The organism is Chitinophaga cymbidii (assembly GCF_007992715.1).
GTDB lineage: Bacteria > Bacteroidota > Bacteroidia > Chitinophagales > Chitinophagaceae > Chitinophaga > Chitinophaga cymbidii.
This window is the reverse complement of record NZ_BKAU01000004.1, coordinates 510,900-531,827: the sequence shown is the minus strand read 5'-3', so window position 1 is coordinate 531,827 and position 20,928 is coordinate 510,900. Positions and strand designations below refer to the sequence as shown.

Here is a 20,928-nt window from a genome sequence, read left to right as displayed (position 1 = left end):
GCTGCTATGGCGGAGCCGGGTCAGCTTCCGCACAAAAATAGGCCGGCTAAAAAGCCGGCCACGCTTCTGTCTTGAAATCTCTGAAGTTTTATCTGGCTTGTTGAGATTGCGCTGCGCGGATCGTTTTCTTTTGTGAAAACGTTCTGCCATAACGGTCCTTCACCCGCACTTCTATGGTATGCTCTCCTTCCCGGAGATTGGCCGGGATGGCGCCTGACCACAGGTGCGTGCTTTGCGAAGGATTACCGGGGCGGCGGCCCGGCATCAGTTCCTCCGTCTGGTCCCACTTGTTCAGCAGGTTCAGGTAAGCGGGATCAAACGTTTCTTCAAACGCCATTTTTCTCCACTTGCCGTTGTCGATGCGGTATTCCAGCGTGTCGCGGTAACTGCCCATGAAAAAGTTGGCGTAGATCAACGCGGAGGTGCGTTTCCCCGCGGGCACTACTTTCGGCGCAAATATCCCGATCTGGTATTCCGCCGGCTGGCCCGCCACTTTGTAGTCGATCACATACTGGTTGCCGGAAAAGCGCAGGTAGGCGTAGCCTTTCGGCGTACCGTCGCGCATCGTGGAAACGGGGATGGCCTGCTCATTCAGCTCACCGGAATACCAGTCGCCGGAAGTAGTGCCGGCATTGTACTCATGATGCTCCTTCGCGCCCTTCCATCCTTCCTTCTCCCCAAAGAACCGCTGGTTCTGGATATGCGTATGCGCGGAGAGGTTCAGCGTATGCGGATAATCTTTCAGCAGATCGAACAATTGCTGGCGGTCCTCATCCCGGAAAGAATCGCCTTCTTCCCAAACCGGGATGTGAAATGCGAGTACGATCAGCATATCTTTCGGCACGAACTGCAGATCATTGGCTACAAACGCCAGCTGGTCAGGGCGCAGGCCGCCCCAGTAACCTTTGCCGTCGCGGGGATCGGGATAGAGGATGTCGTCCAGCACAATGAAATGCACCTTGCCGTAGTTGAACGCATAATTAGCCGGACCGAAATGCGCTTCGTAGGATTCGTCTGACAGGGAATCCACTTTTGCATCGAAGTTCATATCGTGATTGCCCATGAGGTTATACCAGGGAATGCCGATCTTCTTTATTGCACCGATATAGGGATTGAACAGCGAAAGATCATTCCCCACGAGGTCGCCAAGGCTGATGCCGAAGCTCACGCCCTGCTGGCCTTCCACTTCTTTCACAACGCCGCGGTAGAAGTAGTCCATTTCCGCGAGATTGTAGGCTTGCGGATCTCCGAAAGCCAGGGCGGTGAAATTGTCCGCTTCGGAGTATGGTTCCAGCGCGAAGTCTACAGAAGCAGGCAGCTTGCCGGTGGGTCCGGCGCCTTTAAATTCCAGCGCCGGGGCGCCCTGCGGTTTGTGAATACGGTAAAATGCGGGCAGGTTGTTCCGGTCAACCGGTACTTTGTAGCCGGAGGGCTTGATAACAAAGAGAATGTTGTCATTCCCTACAGGCAAGGTGTACGTTCCCCTGCCATCCGTTTGTACCACGTCCGTACCATTGGATACCGATACGCCCTGGATACCTTTTTCTTTCCTGTCTTTCTTTCCATTCGCATTCCTGTCCTCATACACAACGCCTTTCGCAATGCCCTGCGACATTGCGGCGGTGGAAACAATGAGCAGGCATGCCACCAGTGATGATCTTTTCATTTTTTGCCGGATGATTTTAAAATTAGATGTTCAAAAATAGGCGGTTCATGTCAGCGCCCGGGTTAATAAAATATTAAGTTTAAAAACCCGTTACAAAAAAGATTAAATGGTATTGCGTAAATTTGCAACAATTTACGATAAATCGTTATACCTAAATTAAGGAGAGATAACCTGTCAATGATCTTTCAAAAACTGTTTCAACATCCAATTTGGCTCAAGCTCATCGGTGATGAAAAGGATTTTCCGGTTGAAGGGCATCGTGCATTCAACGCCATCAGCGTGTTTACGCTGATCGTGCTGACCGCCCTGCTGCCGTTCAACCTGTTCCTCCGGCTGTACCATATGGCGCTGCTGATAACGTTGCTGATCATTTTCCAGGTGGTGCTGTATTATCTTTCCCGTTTCCGCGGCAGGATGGCGATAGGAATGAATATCTATGCGGCCATCAGCTACCTCACCCTTGTTTTCACCTACTTCTTCAATTCCGGCAGCAACGGTCCGGCTTTATATCTTTTCTTTCTGACGTTGATGCTGCTGGTAACGTTTACGCCCAAACGACAGCATCTCGTGTGGCTGGGATTGCATGCCCTTGTGGGGTCCGCCATGTTGTACGTGGAGTATTTTCACAAGGGGTTCATTTATGATCCGTACACATCGCCCCAGCACCGTTTCATGGACATCGTATCCACCTACATCATCTGCCTGTTGCTGACGCTGCTGCTCACAAAATACCTGCAAAACATCTACCAGCGGGAAAAAGAGAAAGCGGACCGCATTACCGATGCGCTGATGGCGAAGAACCGGGAGCTGGAAGAGATGCACCGGGAAAAGGACCGTATGTTCTCCATTATTTCGCATGACCTGAAAAAGCCGCTGGATTCGATCATCAGCTATATGCAGATGATGGAGCAATACAGCTTTGGGGAACAGGAAAGGCGGGCGCTGGAAGAGCGGCTGCTTACGCTTTCACAGCATACGAGCGAGCTGCTGGCGAATCTCCTCTCCTGGTCGCGGGCGCGCATGGAGGGCGGCCATACACGGCTTGCGCCGGTATGCGTGCGGGAGGTAGCGGAAAAAGAAATTGAGCAGCAAAGGATCACCGCCGGCATAAAATCCATCCGGCTGGAGCAGCACGTGCCCCCGGAGCTGTATGTGATGGCGGACACTGACCTGCTGCAACTCGTGATGCGCAACCTCGTGGGCAACGCCATCAAGTTCACCCGCCCTGGTGGACTGGTGGAAATAACTGCATACCTGGATAACGGTGAAGGATATATCCTGGTGAAGGATAACGGCGTAGGGATCGCGGAACATCTGCGGGACGGGCAGTTCCAGGCGCTGAAGCAGAACGTGCGGTACGGCACCGCCAATGAAAAAGGAACAGGCGTCGGGCTGTTCCTTTGCAAGCAGTGCATTGAGCTGCAACATGGCCGTATCTGGTTTGAAAGCGAGGTAGATGCAGGCACCACTTTTTATGTGGCTTTACCGGCGGCGCAGCCCCCTATTGCCTGATCCACATCTTCAGCACCAGGTCGTCAGACCGGTGCACCATCCGGTAAGAAGGCGGCACTTCGTCTTCCAGGCTGTGAAAGGTCACCAGCCTTGTGCCGCGCGGCCTTTTATCCAGCGCCGAATAAAGATATCTTGTATAATACGTATAAAGCGAAGCGGAGTAAGCGATCTCGTGATCTATCCGGTCCTGCTCATCGATATTTTCAAAGAAGGAATTATAGAAGTAAAAGTTGTCGTACGCATCCAGGTCGATGTGCGTGAAATTGTCATGTATGAAATGGACATTTTTCAGGCCGATGCTGTCCCTGGCGGCTACAGCGAAGTTGTACAGCGTTTCTCGCTGCTCCACGCCATAGAACTGAACGTCCGGGAACAGCTGTGCGCCGGCGATGCAGAACTTCCCTACCCCGCTGCCAATGTCCAGTATCCTGTTACCCTGCCCTTCGGCGAGGAAAGCAGCCGCTTTTTCCGCGATCACCACGGGAGACCAGTGGCGTCTTGAAAGACGCTGGATATGCTCGGGATAATAAAGGTCGAATAGTGTATCTGTCAGGCTCTTGATACGCGGGTTATACATTTTTTTTCCTGATTATCTTTTTATAGTCATCCGGCGGCAACAGCTCATCCATGCTTTTATCCTGGAACTTCATCGGCGTGATGAAAAACAGCCAGCCCTGGTCTTCCGGGCTGCGCAGCACCAGCTCAAGGTTGCCCTGCAGCTTGGCGTTCGGGCCGAGTACCTTGCAGGTGACCGGCGCGTGTACGTGTATTTCGTCTTCCCCCGTTATGATGCTGGCTACCAGGGCGCCCCGTTCATAAGTCCCCTTGTGCCTGGACCACTGGATGCGGTCGATCTTCGAGATACCAGATAATTTAAATGCCGAAACACCCACAAAACCTACGGTGCCATTGAAATCCACCCACTCATGCTCTTTCGTAAAATGTATGCGCGGCCTTACATTAGTTGATATATTCATCTTACAAAGGTAACTTTATACCGCTTACCGCGAATTGCAAATTATCAATTTTCATACACCGCCATGAGCCTGACCGGACTATTCCCGATTGACAAATGGAATTTTAAATCGCAATCCATCTTCACCAACCTGCCGGAGGCGGAGACTTCGCAGCTGAAAAAGCATATGACCGAACAGCCATATGCGAAGGGCAGCGTGCTCTTCCGCGAGGGTGCGGCGCCTGACGGCATCTTCTTCGTCAGGGAGGGCAAGGTGAAGAAATACAAGGTGGACCGGGAAGGCCGGGAACAGATCATCTACGTGGCCAACGCCGGTGAAATGCTGGGCTACCACGCCATCCTGGCCGAAGAGCGTTACCCCGACGCGGCCGCAACGATCGAAGACAGCCTGATCGCTTTCATCCCGAAAGAAGACTTCCTCTTAACATTACAGCAGTCCCCCCTCCTCTCCCGGCGGCTGTTACAAGCCCTTAGCCACGAGTTCGCCGTGCTCGCCAACAGCATTTCCGTATTTGCGCACCGCTCGGTGAAGGAACGGCTGGCCATTGCCCTCATAGTGCTGCGGGAGAAATACAAAGAACCCGGCGTGCCTGCTGAAGAAACCAGCATCAACATCTCGCGGGACGATCTTTCGAACATCGTAGGCACCGCCAAGGAGAATGTTGTGCGCATCCTCAAGGAATTCAAGCTCGCCGGCATTCTTTATACTACGGGCAGGCGGATCTTCATCCAGGATATCAAACAGCTGATCGAGATATCCAGCTACGGCATCCGCTGATCAGCCGCCACCCAGCGCGCGGTACAGCGATACCAGGCCGCGATAGACTTCCCTTCTCGATGTGATCAGCGCCAATTCCGCTTCCAGCACGCTTTTCTGCGCCGTGATCACCTCCAGGTACGAGGCATAACCGGTGGAGAACAGGGTATTGGCCGTAGCCACTGCTCCCTGCAATACCGTTACTTCCTTATTTTTCAGCTGATACGCCTGTTGCTGGTTCTCCACTTTGCTCAATGCCGTGGCGATCTCCTGGTAACCGTTGATGATGGACTGCTGCCAGTTGTAGAACGCGGTCATGGTACCGGCGGTGGAGATATTGAACTGCGCTTTCAGTTGTCTTTTATTGAAGACCGGCGCCGTGAGGCCGCCCGCAAGGCCCCAGGCCAGCGAGGCGGGCGTCTGGAACAGCAAGCCTGCCTTGAATGCGTTGAACCCCGCATATGGCGTCAGCGTCAATGAAGGCAGGAAAGAGGCTCTCGCCGCTTCAATGTCCGCTTTCCCCGCCAGCAGCTCCAGTTCCGCCTGCCGCACATCGGGCCGCTGCAACAGCAGGCTGGCCGGGATGCCGCCGTTCACGGCGTCGAGCAGTACGGTGGTAACGCTGCGGGTGATGGGCGTTGGGAGGCGGCCCAGGCTGGCATTGAGCTGGTTTTCCAGCATGGTGATCTCCTGCTTCACCTGGAAAGCAAGCGCCTGCGTGCTCAGCAGCTGCGCGGTGAATTGCTGCACTGCCAGCTCTGTAGCGCGTCCACCGGCTTTCTGGATGTTCACGGTAGCAACCGCGCTTTCCTGTAAAGTGATATTGCGCCGGATGATGGCCAGCTCCTGGTCCAGCGCCACCAGCTCGTAGTACATGGACGAAATACCCGCCACCACCTGCGTTTTCAGCAGGCGCTGCCCTTCGCGGGAAGCCAGGAACCGGGCGTACGCGGCTTTCTTCCTGCTTTTCAGCTTGCCCCACAGATCGATCTCCCAGGAGCTTCTGAGCCCTACGAAATAATCCGGCACCTTGTCCGGGATGCGCTGGTCCTTGTTGATATTCGGCGAAAGGTTCGTATCGAAATTACCTACGCCGTTCATCGTGTAATCGCCATATTTCTCCACGCCCGCGGAAACAGCGAGGTCCACCGAAGGCTGCCAGGCGCTCCGGGCCATGAGCAGGTTGGCCTGCGCGGCCTGTATGCGCTGCGCGGCGGCCAGCAGATCGTTGTTGCGCACCAGCGCGGTATCTATCAACGACCGCAGATGCGGGTCGCGGAATATCTGTGAAAAGCCGGAAAGCGATAACGTATCCTTCTGCGTTACGGGCAACGCCACCGTTTCCGGCAACGTTAGCGGCTTCGGCAGGCTGCAGGCACTTATCCCCGCGATCGTCAGTACAAATAATCCCCTGCTTATCTTATTCATTCGTGTAGGCTTTAAGTTCAACATTCTTTTTCCTGGTCATGGAGGCAAACAGCACATACAATCCGGGGATGACGAGCACACCGAACAGCGTGCCTATCAACATCCCGCCCGCGGCGGCGGTACCAATGGAACGGTTCCCCAAAGCGCCCGCCCCTGAAGCGATACACAGCGGTATCAGCCCCGCGATGAACGCAAAGGAGGTCATGAGGATGGGCCGCAGCCTGGATACAGCGCCCTGTTTGGCCGCTTCCAGCACAGACGCGCCCTGCGTATTCTTCAGGATCGCAAACTCCACGATCAGGATGGCGTTCTTGCCCAGCAAGCCGATCAGCATCACCAGCGCCACCTGCGCGTAAATGTTATTTTCCAGTCCGAGTAATTGCAGGGACAGGAAGGCGCCGAATATGCCGGCGGGCAATGAAAGGATCACGGGCAGCGGCAGCAGCAGGCTTTCATACTGTGCGGCCAGCAGCAGGTATACGAATACCAGGCAGATCAGGAAGATAAAGATGGCCTGGTTGCCGGAAGCGATCTGTTCGCGCGTCATGCCGCTCCATTCGTAGGTGAAGCCACGCGGCAGCTCTTTGGACGCTACTTCTTCCACGGCGCGGATGGCGTCGCCGCTGCTGAAGCCGGAAGCCGCGTCCCCGTTGATCATGGCGGCGGTGTACATGTTATAGCGCGTCAGCTGCTCGGGACCGTATACACGTTCCAGCTGGATGAAGTCGGCATAAGGCACCATCTCTCCTTTGTCGTTCTTCACGTGCAGCAGCAGCAGGTCTTCCGGCTTGGTGCGGTACTGCGGCAGGGCCTGTACCATCACCTTGTACATCTGTCCGAAGCGGATGAAGTTGGAAGCATAATAGCTGCCCAGCAGGGTTTGCAGGTTGCTCATGGCGTTGTCGATGCTCACGCCTTTCTTGGCGGCCATGGCCTGGTCCACATGTATCATGTATTGCGGGAATTCCGCGTCGAAGCTGGTGAAAGCGCCGCTGATCTCCGGGCGGTTGTTCAGCGATTCGATGAACTGGTTGGTGATGCGGGCGGTCTGTATGAGATCACCGCTGCCGCTGCGGTCCAGCAGGCGCAGCTCAAAGCCGCTGGAGTTACCGAATCCCGGAACGGTGGGCGGCGGGAAAAATTCTATGGAAGCGTCGGTGATGCTGCGGGTTTCTTTTTGCAGCTTCGCGATCATGGCGCTCACGTTCGCTTCGCGCTCGTCCCAGGGTTTGAGGTTCACCATCGCCATACCGTAAGATGCGCCGGCCACTTCGTTCACGAGGCTGTAGCCGGCCAGTGTGGAGATAGATTCCACCTCTCCGAACTGCTCCGCGATCTCCTGCACCTGGTCCAGCACCTGTTCCGTACGTTCCAGCGTAGCGCCGGGCGGCGTGGTCACGTTCACGTAGATCATTCCCTGGTCCTCCGTGGGAATGAAGCCTGACGGCAGGATCGCGCTGATCCCCCAGGTGGCGATGAAGAAGAACACAAGGCATAACATGGTGATCAGCCTTCTGCCGGCGATCAGGCTAATGAATTTGGAATAGCCGCGCTCCGTGGCGTTGTAGCCGCGGTTGAAGCCGTTAAAGAACCGTTGCAGCAGGCCGCGTTTTTTGCCCGGATCATGCCGGAGCATAATGGCGCAGAGTGCAGGCGTTAACGTTACTGCGTTGATGCCGGAGATCACGATGGCGATGGCGAGCGTCAGCGAGAACTGCCGGTAGAACACGCCCACGGGGCCGGACAGGAAAGCCACCGGTATGAATACGGCGGACATTACCAGCGTAATGGCCACCAATGCGCCGCTGATCTCCTTCATGGCCGCCAGCGTGGCCTGCATCGGCGGCATATGCTCCTCCGTCATCTTCACATGCACGGCCTCCACCACCACGATCGCATTGTCCACCACAATACCGATGGCCAGCACCAACGCGAACAGGGTGAGCAGGTTGATGGAGAAGCCCATCATCTGCATGAAGGCCAGCGTACCGATAAGGGCTACCGGTACGGCCAGCGCGGGAATCAATGTAGAACGGAAATCCTGCAGGAAGATGAACACCACGATGAACACCAGCAGGAACGCTTCGATGAGCGTATGCATCACCTCGGAGATGGATGCGTCCAGGAAGCGGGAAACGTCGTAGTTGAAATTATAGGTCATGCCCGGCGGGAAGGACGTGGTCTTCATCTCTTCCATTTTCGCCTTCACGTTGTTGATCACATCCCGCGCGTTGGAGCCGGGCCGCTGTTTCAGCATGATGGAGGCGGATGGCTTTCCGTCTGTTTTGGAAACCATGCTGTAAGTGAGCGAACCGAATTCCACATCGGCTACATCCTTCAGGTGCAGCACGGCGCCATCACTGCCCGCGCGCAGCACGATCTGCCGGTATTGCTCCGGCTCAAAGAACTTGCCGGTGTAGCGCAGCACGTATTGCAGCATATGGGGATGCTTGCCGGAGCCTTCGCCGGTCTTGCCCGGCGCCGCTTCAATGTTCTGGCGGCGGATGGCCGCGATCACCTCATCGGCCGATATGTTGTAGGCCAGCATGCGGTCGGGTTTCAGCCAGATACGCATGGCGTATTCCTTGGCGCCCATGATCTCGGCGCGGCCCACGCCGTCTATACGTTTCAGCTCCTGCAGCACCGTGATGTCCGCGAAGTTGTAGATGAACTGCTCGTCGAGCGTAGTGTCTTCGCTCATGATGTTGAGGTAGAGCAGCATGCTGTTCACTTCCTTTTCGGTGGTGACGCCGCTTTTGATCACCTCTTCGGGCAATTCGTCGATAATGGTGGCAACGCGGTTCTGCACGTTCACCGCGGCCTGGTCCGGGTCTGTTTCCACGTTGAAATTGACGGTGATCACCGTGATGCCGTCGTTACTGGATACGGATGACATGTAGGTCATGCCCGGCACGCCGTTGATGGCGCGTTCCAGCGGCGTGGCCACGGCCTTGGCGCAAACTTCCGCATTGGCGCCGGTGTAACGGGCAGTCACCGTTACAGAGGGCGGCACAATGTCTGGGAACTGGGTTACCGGCAATGTGAACAATGCCAGCAAGCCTATCAATACGATAATAAGAGATATGACCAGTGATAACACCGGTCTTTTTATAAAAGTGTCAAACATGTTCTCGTGATTTTCCGATAAAGGTCTTTGATCAAATACGCAGCAAACTGTCCATCGCAACCGGGCGTGGCTTTATCTGCACGCCGTCGCGGATGCTGCGGACGCCTTCGCAAACCACGCGGTCACCGGGCTTCAGGCCGGCTTCCACAATGTAGAAATGTGCGAAGCGGGTTTGTGGCGTAAAGCTTCTCATCTTTACCCTGTTGTCCGCATCTACCACGAAAACATAGTTTTTGTCCTGCATCTCAAAGACCGCTTTTTGCGGAATGATCACGGCGCTGTCCAGCTCGCTGGACAACTTTATTTTACCGCTGGCCCCGTGCTTGAGCAGCTTGTCCGGGTTGGGAAAACGGGCGCGGAAGGCGATGGAGCCGGTGTTTTCTTCAAACTCTCCTTCGATGGTTTCGATGGTGCCGGTATGATGATACCTGGTACCATCCGCCAGTTCCAGCTGCACCTTTTTGTAATGATCGGCTCCTTTGGCCAGGGATTTTGTATAGCGAAGATATTCTGTCTCCGAAACGGAGAAGTAGGTGTATACTTCACGTGTGTCCGATACCGTAGTGAAGAGGGAGCCTTCGTTGATGAGGCTTCCTGTCTTCAGCGGGATGCGGTCAATAATACCGTTGAACGGCGCTCGGACTTCGGTGTAGGAAAGGCGTCTTTCTGCGTTAGCTTCCGCGGAGCGGGCTTCGTCGATCTTCGCTTCGGCGGCCAGCAGTCTTGCCTTTGCCACATCCAGCTCGGATTCGGCGACCACTTTCTTTTCCACCAGCAGCTTTACGCGCTCGGTTTCCAGCTCGGCGGCCTTTGTTTCCGCGATCACATTGCTCAGCACGGCTTTGGCTTTCGCCAGCTCCGCGCGGTATTCCGCATCGCTGATGCTGAAGAGCAGCTGTCCTTTTTTCACTTCCTGTCCCTCATCCACATAGATCTTTTCAAGGAAACCGCTTACCCGTGCGCGTATCTCCACATTCTGCACGGCCTGTATATTGGTCACATAAGACCGGTACAGCATGGTATCTTTTGCGATCAGCTGCGTAACAGGCAATACCTTGATTTCATTTTCATTCGTTTTCTCTCCTTTCGCGGCGCATCCGGCCATAGCAAAGGCGGGCAGCGACATATAAATCCACTTGATCAGGCGCATAACAAAATATTATTGGTCTTTAAAATCAACAAAAAACAACTCCTGGCCGCGCTGGCGGCCGGTTACAATCAAATAAAAACCCGAAATAGTGTCTTGTTCAGAACGGGGTCAGCCGGAAGAGGAAGTGATAATAGGCAGGCAGAAATGCGTGCTGGAAACGGTATTCGCCGGTTTTATTCTCCGGGATGAAGATGCTGAGGGAGTAGTCTTGCGAAAGCTGGAAAATCGCGTAATTTTCGTAGGTATATTGCCGTGAGGGCGCGGGAATATAGAGGCGGTGCTTGCGGCGGTGCTTTTGCGTTTTACCGACTTCGTGAGCGGGCTGTTCATCCGCTTCCACATGCTCCGGCGCGCGGTGCCCTTCGTCGTAAAAACGCCATGCGCCATCCGCCAGCTGGCGATGGGCGGCCGCTACGGGCATGGCAAAGCTGGCCAGCTGAATGGTCAGCAGGACGGCGCAGATCATCCATCTTTTTAATATGTGCCAGTCCGGATACATGAAACGCAAAATTAAAATTTCACCCGAAGAAGTCAAAATGATTTGCGTCAGAATGGTACATTGGTGTTATACCAACAGCTGTGTTATTTAGTTCGTTTTTAACAAATTATGAAGCGGAAGGATGCCCTGAAACGCAGGAAAGCAGCGGTAATGCGGCGGGTGCAAATGTGAACAGCCATTAAAATGTTAAAATTTCCGGGGCGGGTATTTATTATATAAACGGCAAAAGCCCTGAATGATCAGGGCTTCTGTCGTTTATGCGTTTAAGATATGAATTTATCTGGCTGATTCCAGGCGTTGCTTGTCTTTCAGCAGCTGTGTTTTCAGCTTTTCGTAATCCACGTCCTGCACGGCGTCCTTGCCATCGATCGCCAGCGCGGCGGCGGTGGCGGCGCTCTGACCGAGGATCATGAACACGGGCTCCATGCGGATGGAGCCGAAGGCGATGTGCGAGCTGGATACGCATACCGGCACCAGCAGGTTCTTACATTCCTCTTTTTTAGGGATGATGGAGCCGTAGGAAATGCGGTAAGGTTTCTTGGCGGACACGCCGATGTCGCCTTCATTCTGCACGAAACCGTTGGGCATTACATAGCGCTGTGCGTTGTGGGAGTCCAGCGTGTAAGAGCCCATGCCCACAGAGTGCGGCACGTCGCGTTTGCTGAGGGTTTCATGCTCGGTCATCACATGCTGGCCGATCATGCGGCGTGCTTCGCGGATGTAGAGCTGGTGCGGCCAGCCGCCGTTATCCCTGAACTCGTCTTTGGCGAGGCCCCACTCTTTCATTTTGTTCTGCACGTCTGCCGGTACGCGGGGATCGTTGGCGATGAAGTACATTAGCCCTTTCTGGTATTGCTCATGCTCCTGGATGATCTCTTTTCTTCTAACGTAAGTAGCGTCCGGATAATCGTAGTTCATGCCGATGTTATCGGTGCTGAAAGGCCCGTGGTTATTGGTGTCTGTCTTTTTATTCGGGATCGGGTCGAACTTATTGAAAGTTTCGCGCCAGCCGGCATTGAACACGCGCAGCAGCAGCTCATACTGGCCGGGATCATATCCTTCCGGTTTGGGGAAAGGAATGCGGTTCTCGGGCAGGTTGGTGAGGCACATGCGGAAGCAGTAAGCCTGTATCCTGTCGTCACCATCCCCGCGTTTACCGGGATCTTTGCCAGACACCTTGGGCAGCAGGCCGCTGTTGGGATCGCCGGGCACTTTGTAGGGGCTGATATTCATTTTGCCGAAATGGTGCCCGTGATGCAGCACACCTACCTGTATGCCGTTCCACTCCTCGCCGTACACGCTGTTCGCCTCGCGGCCCACATGGTACTTTACGCCGGCGGCGGCCATCAGGTCGCCTTCATAAGTGGCGTCGATGAACATTTTACCGGTGAAGGTCTTGTTGCTGAGCGTTCTGATAGAAACGATGCGGCCTTTCTTTTTCTTCACGCCTTTCTCGCGGTCCAGCCACTCGTCACGGTATACCTGGATATTATGTTCTTTAATAAAGTCTTCGAAGATCTGCTCGGCCACATGCGGCTCAAAGATCCACATGGTGCGCTCGGCGCCGTCCATGGCGGGTGTTCCCTGCCCCTTGTTGCCATATTCTTCCTTTTTCTGCCATTGCCAGGCGCCGGACTCCTGGTAATGGAGGTATACGCGGTGGTAGAACTCGCGCGCCAGGCCGCCGATCACCGACTTATCGCCGGTATCGGTAAAACCGAGGCCCCCGGAGGACAGACCTCCCAGATGTGTGTCAGGAGAAACGATCACAACAGATTTACCCATCTGTTTCGCTTGCACAGCGGCCGTCACCGCCGCCGAAGTACCGCCGTAGATCACCACGTCCGCATCCAGTTTTTGCTGCGCCAGGATTTGCGTAGAGATCAGAAGGCATAAAGGGAAAAGTAATTTCTTCATAACGTGGAATAGTTGATCCAAAAGGGATAAATATATAAAAAGTTAAGCAGTTAGTATTTTAACAAGTAAAAGTTTTATTTATAATTTCCGGGGAACTATTTTTACACGTGGTGAAAAACAAAAAGGTAAATAACAAACCTCGCCCTCAACGGGAAAATCCTTTCATCAAAATGATGGATGATAAAAGAAGGATCAAAGAGGCTATTGCCAAAGGTATTCCGTTATCGTCACTCAAAGACATAAAATTTGTTCACCCCGTATAATCTCACAAAACAGAAAACGGCTACGAGTTTATTACTAGTTGAACCGCTCTTTATAGGAGAATGACCTTTGTATAAACATTTGATATTCATATCATTGAGGCGGGCACAAGAAGCGAATGACGAATTTTGCCCGATTTTTGATTAAATTTGTTGTAATGAAGATCGAAGAGCAAATAAATGCTTTAAAAGGAATTCATCCTGGCATATTCCTGGCAAGGGAGCTGAAGAAAAGACAGCTTTCGGGGAACGATATTGCTCTAACCATTGGTTCCGATCCGCAAATTATCAATGATTTTATTTCCGGCAAATGTTCTTTGAGCAAGTTACTTGCTACAAAGATTGAGCATGAGCTTCAACTCAATGATGGACTCCTTTCCGCCCTGCAATATCATTATAACCTCAAAAAAAGCAGGGATATCAACGGACACCGCGACCCAATCGCCAGGCCTGATGTCAAAAAGTTCCGTAGGGCGCTGTTTTGGGATACGCGGATAGAGAATATCCGATGGGACGAGCAAAAACCTGCCATCATCAAGCGTATCTTTGAGCGGGGTAATGAACAGGAAAAACAGGAAATCACCCGCTTTTATGGCAAAAGCACCATTGAGCGCATTCTCCCGCACGCCTTAACCCGTTCGTAATGCTTTATTGGGATACGATCTCCGATTTATTAAAAACGGTACTTTTAGATTTGATGGCTGCGCCTGCGTTTGCTTCCTTCCGTTTGGTGGGTGGAACAGCCCTCAGCTTGCACCTGGGACACCGGATGTCTATAGATATTGACCTATTTACTGATGCACCGTATGAGTCGATCGATTTTATTGAGCAGGAGAATTACCTGAAAAATAAGTATGCCTACTTCTATAAAACCGGGGACGGCCTGATAAATGCCATGGGTGGTTCTTATTACGTTGGGGACAGTGAGGATGAAAATTTGAAGGTTGATCTGTACTACTCGATGGAGCCATTTATTCAGCCGGCGCACGAGGAGGATGGTGTTCGTATGGCTACGGTGAACGAGATCGCGGCTATGAAAATGGATGTCATACGCCGCACTGGCCGTAAGAAAGATTTTTGGGATATCGATGAGATGATGGACACTTACGCTTTAGAAGATCTGATTAAGCTCCATGAGCAACGCCATCCCTACACACATAACGAAGAGGAGCTTCTTTTGCAACTGGTCAACTTTAAGCAGGCGGATGGCGACTTTGACCCCGATTGTAAACGAGGAAAGATATGGGAGCTGGTAAAATATAATATGCTCGAAGCCGTTGAGAAATATAAGGCCGCCCGGTAACTGCTACGCACTGGATGATCATATCGGGCCGCACAGCGCTTCAGCGCGGTCAGCAGCAAAGCTCACCGAAAACAATAACTAAGAAAGGGTAACAAACAATGGCTGTCCCCGAAATATCAAAGCCACTCAGCGAGCGGCTTTGAAACTTTATTGGGGCAGTGTGACAGTTTAGAAATAATAAGTAGCGGAAGGAACAAGTATAGTACCGGTGCCGGAGCTTTCCTTCTTCATAACACCGTCTACAAAGATCTGCACTTTCATCGTGGCGCTGGCATTGGGGCCTGTTGCCTGTACACCGAAGCTAATGGCCTGCACGGAGGAAGAAAAGGTCAGCTCGCCGCTTTCCCAGGTGCTGCCGCTCAGGTCTGTTTTGGTGACATTCTCGCCACCGCCGTCAACATAGACAACCGTACTGATGCTGGTGCCGGCCGATCCTACCGCTTTGAACACCACTTTGTGGTTGCCGCCGGAAGGTTTGTCCTTATCCTTTGAACATGCCGAAAAAATCATCGTGAATAACATGACGGGCAAAAACAATTTCATGAACATTTTCATAGTGAGAAGATTTAAGTTAGGTGCGCTTCGATCGCTTTTTTAGTTTCCGCTTTCTCTGCTTTGCAAAGTTACTTTCACTTACCAGTGCCGGACAATACTGATAACCTGTATTTTTTTCTACTGGTTTTCCGGTATATTTTACTTTAATTCGCCTTCGTATCGATTGTTTATTTACCTTGTTTTATGACCCGTTACATCTACGTCCTTTATTTTCTTATCAGCCTTCCCTCCCTCTGCTCAGCCCAATTGCCCTTGTTCGGGCCGGGGTATGCTGACAGCCTGGGCAAGGTTTTGCAGCAGGAAACCAACGACAGCGTGAAGGCCAAACTTCACTTCACCCTCACCATCTACTGGCTGGCCAGGGATTCCGCGAAAGCAGCGCATCATCTTGCAGAAGGAAAGCGCTTCAGCCGGCACTCTCCTTTCATGCAGGGCTACGCCGCTTCACAGGAGGGTTATTTTTACTATGGCACTGACATGGAAAAAAGCGAAGCGGCTTACCGGAAAACGGATTCATTGATGAGCAGATTTGCTACCAAAGATGCCTACCGGGTACGGGCCAACGCCTGGCGCAACATGGCGGTCATCCGGCAACGCCAGGATGATGATGAAGGTTACCTGGACATCCTGCTGAGCAAGGCCCTGCCGCTCGCCGAGCAGTCGGGGGACAGCGTGCTGATCGGTTCGCAATACACGAGCATCGGCCTGGCCTTTATGAATACGGAGCAATACGGCAAAGCGGAACCGTACCTGAACAATGCCATCAGCTATCTTCAGGGGGGCAGCGACCGCACGGCCATGCTGGTATCCGCCTACTACCGCGCGGGCGAGAACTACATCTACCTGAAAAACCTGCAACGTGTAAAGGTAATGCTGGACAGCATGCGGATCATCCTCGCACCGCATCCGGAATCCGATATGAATTCCGGCTATTACCTGGTGGAAGGCATGTACCATCATGAACGGAAGGAGTATGATAAAGCGTTAAACAGTTTTGATAAAGGGATCGCTACGGCCGGCGGCGCCAACAAAATATACCGGATACAGGAGCTGCAATACGCGAAAGTACGGGCATTGCTGGCGCAAAAAAGCTATGAAAAGGCACGGCAGGTATTAACCGGATTGCTGAAGGATGAGGATGCCATGTCACTGGTGGATAACCAGATCGAAACCTATTCCCGCCTGTCTGAAGCCTACGCCGGGCTGGGAAACATGCCGCTTGCCTACACCTGGCTGAAACGTTACAGCCAGCTGAGTGACAGCATGTATGAAAGCCGGCTGCTGCATGACATCAACGCGCTGGAAGTAAAGTTCCGGAACGCGGAAAACCAGAAAGAGATCATTGCGCTGAAAGCGGCTAACGAACAGGCGGACCTTTCTTCGCGGAACGCCTGGCTGATGACGTGGCTGCTGGCCTCCGCCTGCATCTTCCTGCTGATCGTTACGGTATTCGCGCTGCTGTATTACAGGAGCCACAAAAAACTTTCCGCCCGGAAAATAGCGGAAGCGGAGCAGCAGAAGCAGCTGGAACTGACCAAAGCGATCCTGGAAGGCGAAGAACGGGAACGCCAGCGGCTGGCCCGCGATCTGCATGACGGCCTTGGTGGCATGCTGGCCGGTGTAAAGATGAACCTCTCCGGCACCGTGGAAGGGCTGCCGGGCACAGTGCCCGGAAAAGCCAGGCTGATACAGATCATTCAGCAGCTGGACAACTCCGTGAACGAACTGCGGGGCATTGCCCGCAACATGATGCCGGAATCCCTGCTGAACTTCGGGCTGGAAACAGCACTGAAAGACATGTGCGAGCTGAACACCGTACCCGGACTGGACATCCACTTCGAAGCGCTGGGCGTGCAGCCTGACCTGCCGGAGAAAACGCAGATCGTGATCTACCGCATCGCGCAGGAGCTGCTCGCCAACGCCATCAAGCATTCCGGCGCCAGCAAGATCATCCTGCAATGCAGCCAGAACCAGCATATGTTCTACCTCGCCATTGAAGACAACGGCAAGGGCTTCGACCCGCAAATGAATAAAAAAGCCGGACTGGGCTGGAATAATATCCGCAACCGCGTGGACTTCCTGAAAGGAAAAATGGAAGTGGATTCCGTGCCCGGTGAAGGTACTACGATTAATATTGAACTGAATGTCAGCGAATAAAACGGACGCAACACTGGTGATCGTTGATGATCACCCTATCGTGATAGAAGGGCTGCAATCCCTGCTGCAGGGAGAAGAGGGGCTGCATATCGTGCAGTCATTCACCACCGGCGGCGCATTTCTTTCCTTTTTAAAAGAGCAGCCGCACATCGACATCGTTTTGCTGGACATTACGCTGCCGGACCTGAACGGCGTGGAAGTATGCCGCGAAATAAAAATACATGCGCCCGATACCAAAATACTGATCATCAGCAATCATAACGAGCGAAGCATTATCATGCAAATGTTACAGCAGGGCGCAAGCGGCTACCTGCTCAAAAACGCTTCCGGCGACGAGCTGGTGCATTGCATACATGAGGTGCTGAACGGACGTATCGCGCTGAGTGCGGAAATAACGGCCATCATGACGCGCCCGGTACAAAACGAGCTGAAGCAGATCCCGCATCTGACCAAAAGGGAAAAGCAGGTGCTGGGCATGATCGCGGCGGGCAGAACTTCCGCCAGCATTGCCGATGAGCTTTGCGTGAGCCAGTTCACCGTGGAAACGCACCGCAGGAACCTGATGCAGAAATTCGACGCCAGCAATACCGCCGCGCTGATCAAGATGGCCGTGGAACAGCGTTTGCTATAGCTTCTCCACCGTTTCCCGGAAACTCTGCAATACACGGTCCCAATTGCTGACCGCCCTCTGACGGCTTTCCTCGTCGCTCAGGTTATCCTGGCTGATGGTCAGCAGCGTTACCTCTTTTTCAGGCGTGATCTCGTAAATGACATTGGCGTAATTCTCCGGCAGGTCCGGCAGGCCGGACATAGGGCTGTAGAAAGTGGTGTGCAGCAGTTTTCCGGGGATGATCTCCACCACTGTTCCCTTATCTTCATACGATTTTCCCTCCCATTCGCCGGTATAGGTGATGGAACCGCCTTTTTTCCATTCCGCTTTGGTATCGGTGCCGAACAGGTATTGTTTGATGATAGCAGGGTCGGTTAACGCTTTCCACACGTTATCAATAGAGGCTTTCACGGGGATGGAGGTCTTGGCAGTGAGTTTCCTGGACATAATTGAACGTTTTGCTGATCTACCGCAAATTCGTTGCCACTTTTGAATCGAGGAACTCCCATTCGCGGATATGCGCGGGGCGGTGCTCTTTTTTTACAATGGCGTCCAGCTCCGGTATCAGCGCAGCATTTTCAGCTGCTACATTATTTTTTTCAGCGGGATCTGCGGACAGATCGTACAGTTCCCAGGGCTGATGCGGATTCTTTTTCAATCCGGTTTTAACGGCCTTCCAATGCCCCATGCGAATGGCTACCTGTCCCCCTTTTTCAGGATATTCAAAATAGATGTATTTACGCTGCTGTTGTGCGGTTTTGTTGCCCGTCATTTCCGGCAGCAGGGAGATACCGTCGTTCGGCGGCGCTTCGATGCCCGCAATGGCGGCGAAGGTGGACATGAGGTCGTATTGCACGGAAAGCAGCGCAGACCTCCTGCCCGCGGGTATTCTGCCCGGCCATCTTGCGATGAACGGCTCGCGGATGCCGCCTTCATAAAGGTCCATCTTCAATCCTCTCAAACCCGCCGCGCTATTGAAAAATGCCGCATCTACCCCACCGTTGAACGTGGCGCCGTTATCGCTGGAAAACATGATAACCGTATTTTCATCCAGCCCCAGTTGCTTCACCTGCTCCATGATCATGCCTACCTGCGCATCCAGATAAGTGATCATGGCGGCGTAGGTAGATAATGGATATTGAGTGGATGCGTAGGATTGGGCGCCGTAGTAGGGTTGTTCGCTGAACTGGCCGATGTACTGCTTTACAGCCGCATCCGGCGCCTGCAGGGACACATGCGGGAGCGTGTAAGGCAGGTACAGGAAGAACGGGGTTTGCCGGTGGTCTTTTATGAAACGAACAGCCTTGTCCGTCATCCTGTCGATCGCATATTCTTTTCCTTTATAGTAGGAAAAGTCCGCCGCCGTTGCCGTAGCGGGCTCAAGACGTTTATGCACATTGATGGGCGGGTTCTGCAAAGTATCCCAACGGCCGTTCTCCCATAGATGCGAGGGATACAGATTATGCGCCTGTTTCTGATCGAGGTAACCATAGAAATAATCGAAGCCCTGCGCGTTCGGGTTACCGGTGCTGTAATGCATACCCAGTCCCCATTTACCGATAGCCGCGGTTTTATAACCGGCCTGCTGCAGCATCTTTCCGATGGTCATGGCGCCCTCCGGCAGCGGCATTTGCCCGCCTTCCAGCGAATCCGCAAATCCTCCCAGCTCATAATTGCCACGGATATACGAATGCCCGCCGTGACGGCCGGTCATCAGCATGCACCGGGCCGGGGCGCACACGGGGGTGCTGGTATAAAAGTTATTGAATTGCACGCCTTCCCGCGCCAGGCGGTCGAGGTGCGGGGTTTTGATCTTCTTTTGTCCATATACGCCCAGCTCTCCCACACCGAGATCATCTGCATAAATGAATATGATATTAGGTTTTCTTTGCGCGGACACGGCAAAGGCGGACAACAACAGGAACGCCGCCATAAAGTATCTTGTCATACAATGAGTAGCTTGTGTATCCAAGATAGATAATTTGAAGTATATTGCATCCCCAATTTTCCATCCCATGACAATATTCCCGACCCGTTATTCCCTCCTTTCCGCTCCCGCGCTGGGTGAGCATATCGCCCGCTGCTACGGTCTTCCCGGTGTGCAATGCCGGCTGCTGCTCCACGGCGTAAGCGATACTTATATTGTGGAGGATGCGGCTGATAAATACGTCTTCAAGGTGTACCGCAACTGCCACCGCTCGCGGAACGCGGTAGAAGGCGAAGTAGCGCTGCTGGACGCCCTCGAAGAAAACGGCGCGAAGGTGGCCGGCGTGGTCCGCGATGCGGAGGGGCGGGCTGTGCAGCATTTCGATGCCGCCGAAGGCCCCCGTCACGGCGTATTGTTCCGTTACGCCAAAGGAAAATGTTCCTTTGACCTGACGGACGCGGCGTTAACCACACTTGGCCGGGAAATGGCTGCCATCCACAACATCACCGCCAACCTCTCCCTGCCCTGGCCCCGTGAAACGTTCGATATCGACAGTATGCTGCGTGTGCCGCTGCAAAAAGTAGCGGATTCCTACGCGGATAACCCGGACGGTTACACGTACCTGCTGGAAACGACCGAAAAGGTGATCGGCAAGCTCCATGCACTGAACATCGGGGATTTCAGCACGGGATATATCCATTTCGATTACCTGCCCAAGAACTTCCATTTCGATGAGCAGGGCGGCATCACGATCTTCGATTTCGACTTCGCCGGCAAAGGCTGGCTGGCGGCGGACATGGGCAATTTCCTGGCGCATTTTTACCTGCATAAGACGCCGGTGGAAGAAACGGAACGCGCGTTCGGCATTTTCCTGGACGCCTACCGCTCCGTCCGCCCGCTGACGGACAACGAGATCGCGGCCATCCCTTTCTTCGGTTATGCTTTCTGGGTCTATTACCTGGGCTTTCAGCACGACAATTTCGAGGACTGGTCCAATTTCTTCTGGGGCCCGCGTTTCCGGAAAGACAGGGTGGAGCTTATTCGTCAGTACACAGCCATGTATTGCCGGTTTTGACGTATTTTC

Annotated in this window: 18 protein-coding genes; 7 read left to right on the top strand and 11 right to left on the bottom strand. The window is 53.4% G+C overall.

Going from position 1 to position 20,928, the window contains the following annotated elements:
• Window positions 1–88 precede the first annotated feature (88 nt).
• Window positions 89–1,666 carry a calcineurin-like phosphoesterase C-terminal domain-containing protein gene (locus CCY01nite_RS18390; protein WP_146864867.1) on the bottom strand — a complete coding sequence of 526 codons (1,578 nt, stop codon included), beginning with the start codon at window positions 1,664–1,666 and terminating at the stop codon, window positions 89–91.
• A gap of 177 nt (window positions 1,667–1,843) precedes the next feature.
• Between CCY01nite_RS18390 and CCY01nite_RS18385 the strand changes: the two genes are divergently transcribed.
• On the top strand, window positions 1,844–3,178 hold the full coding sequence (locus tag CCY01nite_RS18385) for a sensor histidine kinase (RefSeq protein WP_146864865.1): 1,335 nt from the start codon (window positions 1,844–1,846) through the stop codon (window positions 3,176–3,178).
• Here CCY01nite_RS18385 and CCY01nite_RS18380 read toward each other — a convergent pair.
• Entirely contained in the window at window positions 3,168–3,755 is a 588-nt protein-coding gene (locus CCY01nite_RS18380; protein WP_146864863.1) for a methyltransferase domain-containing protein, read from the bottom strand. The two genes, CCY01nite_RS18385 and CCY01nite_RS18380, sit on opposite strands and share 11 nt — an antisense overlap.
• On the bottom strand, window positions 3,748–4,155 hold the full coding sequence (locus tag CCY01nite_RS18375) for a glycine cleavage system protein H (RefSeq protein WP_146864861.1): 408 nt from the start codon (window positions 4,153–4,155) through the stop codon (window positions 3,748–3,750). Before CCY01nite_RS18375 ends, CCY01nite_RS18380 begins: the two co-directional genes overlap by 8 nt.
• A gap of 63 nt (window positions 4,156–4,218) precedes the next feature.
• Here CCY01nite_RS18375 and CCY01nite_RS18370 point away from each other — a divergent pair, with 63 nt between their 5' ends.
• The gene (locus CCY01nite_RS18370; RefSeq protein ID WP_146864859.1) at window positions 4,219–4,932 is read left to right on the top strand and encodes a Crp/Fnr family transcriptional regulator; all 714 of its coding nucleotides are present in this window, start codon (window positions 4,219–4,221) and stop codon (window positions 4,930–4,932) included.
• Here the strand turns inward: CCY01nite_RS18370 and CCY01nite_RS18365 are convergent, their stop codons facing one another.
• The 5 genes from CCY01nite_RS18365 to CCY01nite_RS18345 all read right to left on the bottom strand — a co-directional run bounded on the left by CCY01nite_RS18365 (window position 4,933) and on the right by CCY01nite_RS18345 (window position 13,032).
• Window positions 4,933–6,339 (bottom strand): efflux transporter outer membrane subunit, encoded by a 1,407-nt coding sequence (locus CCY01nite_RS18365; protein WP_186831133.1) that lies wholly within the window; start codon window positions 6,337–6,339, stop codon window positions 4,933–4,935.
• Window positions 6,332–9,466 carry an efflux RND transporter permease subunit gene (locus CCY01nite_RS18360; RefSeq protein WP_146864855.1) on the bottom strand — a complete coding sequence of 1,045 codons (3,135 nt, stop codon included), beginning with the start codon at window positions 9,464–9,466 and terminating at the stop codon, window positions 6,332–6,334. The genes CCY01nite_RS18365 and CCY01nite_RS18360 overlap by 8 nt, the downstream gene beginning before the upstream one ends.
• Before the next feature lie 31 nt (window positions 9,467–9,497).
• Window positions 9,498–10,616, bottom strand: a complete 1,119-nt coding sequence (locus tag CCY01nite_RS18355; protein WP_146864853.1) for an efflux RND transporter periplasmic adaptor subunit — start codon at window positions 10,614–10,616, stop codon at window positions 9,498–9,500.
• A gap of 97 nt (window positions 10,617–10,713) precedes the next feature.
• Window positions 10,714–11,082 carry a hypothetical protein gene (locus CCY01nite_RS18350; RefSeq protein ID WP_146864851.1) on the bottom strand — a complete coding sequence of 123 codons (369 nt, stop codon included), beginning with the start codon at window positions 11,080–11,082 and terminating at the stop codon, window positions 10,714–10,716.
• A gap of 309 nt (window positions 11,083–11,391) precedes the next feature.
• Window positions 11,392–13,032: an FAD-dependent oxidoreductase gene (locus tag CCY01nite_RS18345; RefSeq protein WP_146864849.1), complete on the bottom strand. Its 1,641-nt coding sequence runs from the start codon at window positions 13,030–13,032 to the stop codon at window positions 11,392–11,394.
• A 418-nt stretch (window positions 13,033–13,450) separates the two neighbouring features.
• Between CCY01nite_RS18345 and CCY01nite_RS18340 the strand changes: the two genes are divergently transcribed.
• The gene (locus CCY01nite_RS18340) at window positions 13,451–13,936 is read left to right on the top strand and encodes a helix-turn-helix transcriptional regulator (protein WP_146864847.1); all 486 of its coding nucleotides are present in this window, start codon (window positions 13,451–13,453) and stop codon (window positions 13,934–13,936) included.
• The gene (locus tag CCY01nite_RS18335) at window positions 13,936–14,595 is read left to right on the top strand and encodes a nucleotidyl transferase AbiEii/AbiGii toxin family protein (RefSeq protein ID WP_146864845.1); all 660 of its coding nucleotides are present in this window, start codon (window positions 13,936–13,938) and stop codon (window positions 14,593–14,595) included. Before CCY01nite_RS18340 ends, CCY01nite_RS18335 begins: the two co-directional genes overlap by 1 nt.
• A 168-nt stretch (window positions 14,596–14,763) precedes the next feature.
• Here CCY01nite_RS18335 and CCY01nite_RS18330 read toward each other — a convergent pair whose 3' ends face one another.
• On the bottom strand, window positions 14,764–15,117 hold the full coding sequence (locus CCY01nite_RS18330; protein WP_146864843.1) for a C40 family peptidase: 354 nt from the start codon (window positions 15,115–15,117) through the stop codon (window positions 14,764–14,766).
• Window positions 15,118–15,333: 216 nt separating this feature from the next.
• Between CCY01nite_RS18330 and CCY01nite_RS18325 the strand changes: the two genes are divergently transcribed.
• Window positions 15,334–17,307, top strand: coding sequence for a tetratricopeptide repeat-containing sensor histidine kinase (locus CCY01nite_RS18325; RefSeq protein WP_146864841.1), 1,974 nt, complete (start codon window positions 15,334–15,336; stop codon window positions 17,305–17,307).
• On the top strand, window positions 17,294–17,938 hold the full coding sequence (locus CCY01nite_RS18320; RefSeq protein WP_146864839.1) for a response regulator transcription factor: 645 nt from the start codon (window positions 17,294–17,296) through the stop codon (window positions 17,936–17,938). The genes CCY01nite_RS18325 and CCY01nite_RS18320 overlap by 14 nt, the downstream gene beginning before the upstream one ends.
• On the opposite strand, the gene CCY01nite_RS18315 is transcribed toward CCY01nite_RS18320, so the two are convergent.
• Both CCY01nite_RS18315 and CCY01nite_RS18310 read right to left on the bottom strand, forming a co-directional pair.
• Entirely contained in the window at window positions 17,933–18,364 is a 432-nt protein-coding gene (locus tag CCY01nite_RS18315; protein ID WP_146864837.1) for an SRPBCC family protein, read from the bottom strand. The two genes, CCY01nite_RS18320 and CCY01nite_RS18315, sit on opposite strands and share 6 nt — an antisense overlap.
• 19 nt (window positions 18,365–18,383) lie before the next feature.
• Window positions 18,384–19,865 (bottom strand): arylsulfatase, encoded by a 1,482-nt coding sequence (locus CCY01nite_RS18310; RefSeq protein WP_146864835.1) that lies wholly within the window; start codon window positions 19,863–19,865, stop codon window positions 18,384–18,386.
• 67 nt (window positions 19,866–19,932) lie between these two features.
• Between CCY01nite_RS18310 and CCY01nite_RS18305 the strand changes: the two genes are divergently transcribed.
• The gene (locus CCY01nite_RS18305; protein WP_146864833.1) at window positions 19,933–20,919 is read left to right on the top strand and encodes a phosphotransferase enzyme family protein; all 987 of its coding nucleotides are present in this window, start codon (window positions 19,933–19,935) and stop codon (window positions 20,917–20,919) included.
• Window positions 20,920–20,928 lie beyond the last annotated feature (9 nt).

Excerpts from the sequence above, each read along its gene's own strand:
- CCY01nite_RS18335 (WP_146864845.1), top strand. The coding sequence starts at position 13,936 with ATGCTTTATTGGGATACGATCTCCGATTTATTAAAAACGGTACTTTTA.
- CCY01nite_RS18320 (WP_146864839.1), top strand. The coding sequence starts at position 17,294 with ATGTCAGCGAATAAAACGGACGCAACACTGGTGATCGTTGATGATCAC.
- CCY01nite_RS18340 (WP_146864847.1), top strand. The coding sequence starts at position 13,451 with ATGAAGATCGAAGAGCAAATAAATGCTTTAAAAGGAATTCATCCTGGC.
- CCY01nite_RS18345 (WP_146864849.1), bottom strand. The coding sequence starts at position 13,032 with ATGAAGAAATTACTTTTCCCTTTATGCCTTCTGATCTCTACGCAAATC.
- CCY01nite_RS18325 (WP_146864841.1), top strand. The coding sequence starts at position 15,334 with ATGACCCGTTACATCTACGTCCTTTATTTTCTTATCAGCCTTCCCTCC.
- CCY01nite_RS18370 (WP_146864859.1), top strand. The coding sequence starts at position 4,219 with ATGAGCCTGACCGGACTATTCCCGATTGACAAATGGAATTTTAAATCG.
- CCY01nite_RS18305 (WP_146864833.1), top strand. The coding sequence starts at position 19,933 with ATGACAATATTCCCGACCCGTTATTCCCTCCTTTCCGCTCCCGCGCTG.
- CCY01nite_RS18380 (WP_146864863.1), bottom strand. The coding sequence starts at position 3,755 with ATGTATAACCCGCGTATCAAGAGCCTGACAGATACACTATTCGACCTT.
- CCY01nite_RS18360 (WP_146864855.1), bottom strand. The coding sequence starts at position 9,466 with ATGTTTGACACTTTTATAAAAAGACCGGTGTTATCACTGGTCATATCT.
- CCY01nite_RS18375 (WP_146864861.1), bottom strand. The coding sequence starts at position 4,155 with ATGAATATATCAACTAATGTAAGGCCGCGCATACATTTTACGAAAGAG.
- CCY01nite_RS18390 (WP_146864867.1), bottom strand. The coding sequence starts at position 1,666 with ATGAAAAGATCATCACTGGTGGCATGCCTGCTCATTGTTTCCACCGCC.
- CCY01nite_RS18330 (WP_146864843.1), bottom strand. The coding sequence starts at position 15,117 with ATGTTATTCACGATGATTTTTTCGGCATGTTCAAAGGATAAGGACAAA.
- CCY01nite_RS18310 (WP_146864835.1), bottom strand. The coding sequence starts at position 19,865 with ATGACAAGATACTTTATGGCGGCGTTCCTGTTGTTGTCCGCCTTTGCC.
- CCY01nite_RS18315 (WP_146864837.1), bottom strand. The coding sequence starts at position 18,364 with ATGTCCAGGAAACTCACTGCCAAGACCTCCATCCCCGTGAAAGCCTCT.
- CCY01nite_RS18365 (WP_186831133.1), bottom strand. The coding sequence starts at position 6,339 with ATGAATAAGATAAGCAGGGGATTATTTGTACTGACGATCGCGGGGATA.
- CCY01nite_RS18355 (WP_146864853.1), bottom strand. The coding sequence starts at position 10,616 with ATGCGCCTGATCAAGTGGATTTATATGTCGCTGCCCGCCTTTGCTATG.
- CCY01nite_RS18385 (WP_146864865.1), top strand. The coding sequence starts at position 1,844 with ATGATCTTTCAAAAACTGTTTCAACATCCAATTTGGCTCAAGCTCATC.
- CCY01nite_RS18350 (WP_146864851.1), bottom strand. The coding sequence starts at position 11,082 with ATGATCTGCGCCGTCCTGCTGACCATTCAGCTGGCCAGCTTTGCCATG.